Origin of the sequence: Mesorhizobium sp. M4A.F.Ca.ET.020.02.1.1, from assembly GCF_004022645.1 — a bacterium.
Classification (GTDB): Bacteria; Pseudomonadota; Alphaproteobacteria; order Rhizobiales; family Rhizobiaceae; genus Mesorhizobium.
In genome coordinates, this window is sequence record NZ_RZOI01000854.1 from 1 (window position 1) to 2328 (window position 2328).

The 2328-nt window shown below is 65.7% G+C and carries 2 protein-coding genes and 1 pseudogene; 2 read left to right on the forward strand and 1 reads right to left on the reverse strand.

Annotated elements, in window-relative coordinates:
- The coding region (locus EN742_RS32150; RefSeq protein ID WP_189375694.1) for an aldo/keto reductase at nt 1-559 on the forward strand (559 nt) is incomplete at its 5' end.
- Nucleotides 560-631: 72 nt separating this feature from the next.
- On the opposite strand, the gene EN742_RS32155 is transcribed toward EN742_RS32150, so the two are convergent.
- On the reverse strand, nt 632-1723 hold the full coding sequence (locus tag EN742_RS32155) for a trypsin-like serine protease (RefSeq protein ID WP_126058252.1): 1092 nt from the start codon (nt 1721-1723) through the stop codon (nt 632-634).
- A gap of 387 nt (nt 1724-2110) precedes the next feature.
- Here EN742_RS32155 and EN742_RS32160 point away from each other — a divergent pair.
- A pseudogene (locus EN742_RS32160) lies at nt 2111-2328 on the forward strand (serine protease); the annotation flags it as partial.

Here is a 2328-nt window from a genome sequence, read left to right on the forward strand (position 1 = left end):
CTATGCGGGCATCTCGTCCTACAACTCGCAACGCACGCGTGAGGCGGCCGACATATTGAAGCAGCTCGGCACGCCCTGCGTCATCCACCAGCCGAGCTATTCGATGCTCAACCGCTGGGTCGAGGAGGACGGGCTGCTCGACACGCTGGAAGGGCTCGGCGTCGGCTCGATCGTGTTCTCGCCGCTGGCGCAAGGCATGCTGACCGACAAGTATCTGGGCGGCATCCCGGAGGGCAGCCGCGCATCCCAGGGCAAGTCGCTCAGGCCCGCCTTCATCAACGACAAGACGATCACCAACATCAAGGCGCTGAACGCCATTGCCGGGCGTCGCGGCCAGACGCTGGCGCAGATGGCGCTGGCCTGGGTGTTGCGCAGGGGCCGGGTTACCTCGGCGCTGATCGGCGCCAGCCGGCCGGAACAGGTCGAGGATTGCGTCGGCGCGCTGAAGGCGCTCGACTTCAGCGATGCGGAACTGGCCGAGATCGACAGCTACGCGCGCGAGGCCGACATCAATTTGTGGGCAGCCTCGGCGGAACGCAAGGGCCCGCCACGCAAGTAGACGGCGCCGGCATGGCATGAAAGGAAACGGCGGGCTTTGCCCGCCGTTTCTGTTTTGAGAGCGGTGGCAGGCTCAGGGCTTGGCCGGCTTCTGAGCGGTGCCGACGCCCGCCTTGGGCTTTGCGGGCGCCGGCGTGGTCTTCATCTTCTCCTCGATCCAGCCGGAATAATTGGCCAGCCGCGTATAGATGCCGTAGGCGTTCTTGTGGCCGCAGGCCGCACTGCCGTCATTCGGCCCTTCGCCCCAGGAAACGACGCCAATCTGGACCGGGCCGTCGGCGCCGGCCATGAACAGCGGCCCGCCACTGTCGCCATTGCAGGCATCGCGCTCGCCGCTGGCGGTGCCGGCGCAGATCATGTTGCTGGTCAGCGGATCCGACATGTCGGCGGCAATGGCGCTGGCCGCCGCGTCGATGCCCTTTTCCGAATAGCGCATGCGGTGGGAGAGATCGCCAAGTGCCGCCTTCAGGTCGCGGGCGTAGATGTCCTTGATGCCGCTGTTGCAGGTCGCGTTCGGCTGCAGGTCGAGATCGGCGACCATCAGCGCCGTCGGGAAGGTGCCGTCCTGCATCTTGCCCCAACCGATGACCGTGGTCTTGCCGCTGTCTGGCGCTGCCTCATGGGCGACCTTGATCGTCGGCGCGTCCGCCGGCTCGGCCAGCCGGATCAGGCCGAGGTCGTTGTCCATCGTCTGCTCGCTGTAGCTCTCGTTGACGATGACCTCCACCGCCTTGTAGCGCTTGCCTTCGCCGAGATCGGTGGCGCCGGTGAGTACGGTAACCGCGCCGGCCGGGATCGGCCTGCCGTTGTCGACGAGGCAGTGCGCAGCCGTCAGCACCCATTGCGGCGCGATCAGGCTGCCCCCGCAGAATTGCGCGTCCGGCTGCGAGGCCGGGCTGGCGTCCAGCCTGTCGCTTGTCAGCAGCGCCACCTGGAAAGGAAAAGCGCCCTTCTCGGCCTCCTTGCCGCCATAGACGCGATCGGCACCGTCGGGGTTCTCGGCCTTGGCCTTGGCCCGTGCTTCCGCGACGCGCTTCATTGGCGAGACCGCCGCTTCCGGCCGGGCCGGCCCATCGGCAGCGTGGATGGCGTTGAGCGTCGCGAGCGCCGCGATGCCGGTCAGCAATGCTGTGGCGAGCGGCCTGAACCGATGGATGATGTTCACCATGACCTCCTGAGACGAACGTTCCCGAACAGGCCGGCCCGGCGCATGATCCGCTGCCGAGGCACTTCGAACGATCGGCCACGCAGCCCAGATCGGCGCGCGACCGGTCACAATACCGAAGTGCAACTACTGCTAATCGTGCCCGCGAGCAGAACCCGCTCAAAACCCTATAGCCCCCCACGGGCTACGTGGAAGCGATTTGTCGTTGCCAATGTTGGAATATTTTAGGCAGTATATCGCGCGGATGTTTTTGGCGGGGGCCTCAACTGACCGCGCGGAGCAATGTTCTGGTCGGCGGTTCCAAAGCTCGGTTTTGGGGCCACCACGATCTCGACAATATTTCTGTATCTTGATCCAGTCCTTGCTGACTTTTGGGAGAGTCTCACCGTGACAAAACTGACAAACACCATCATTGCGTCCGCATTTCTTTCCACCGCGATGTGGCTGGTGCCGGCCTTCGCCGCCGACCCCGGCACCGCGAATGCCGGCAATGGCGAAAGCATGCGCGATGGGGGATCGGGCGACTACACGCCGGGGCGGGCAAAGCCGATCGCGCCGCCGAAACTGACCGAGGACGAGGCCAGCCGCGCCGCGCCGCTCGCCGA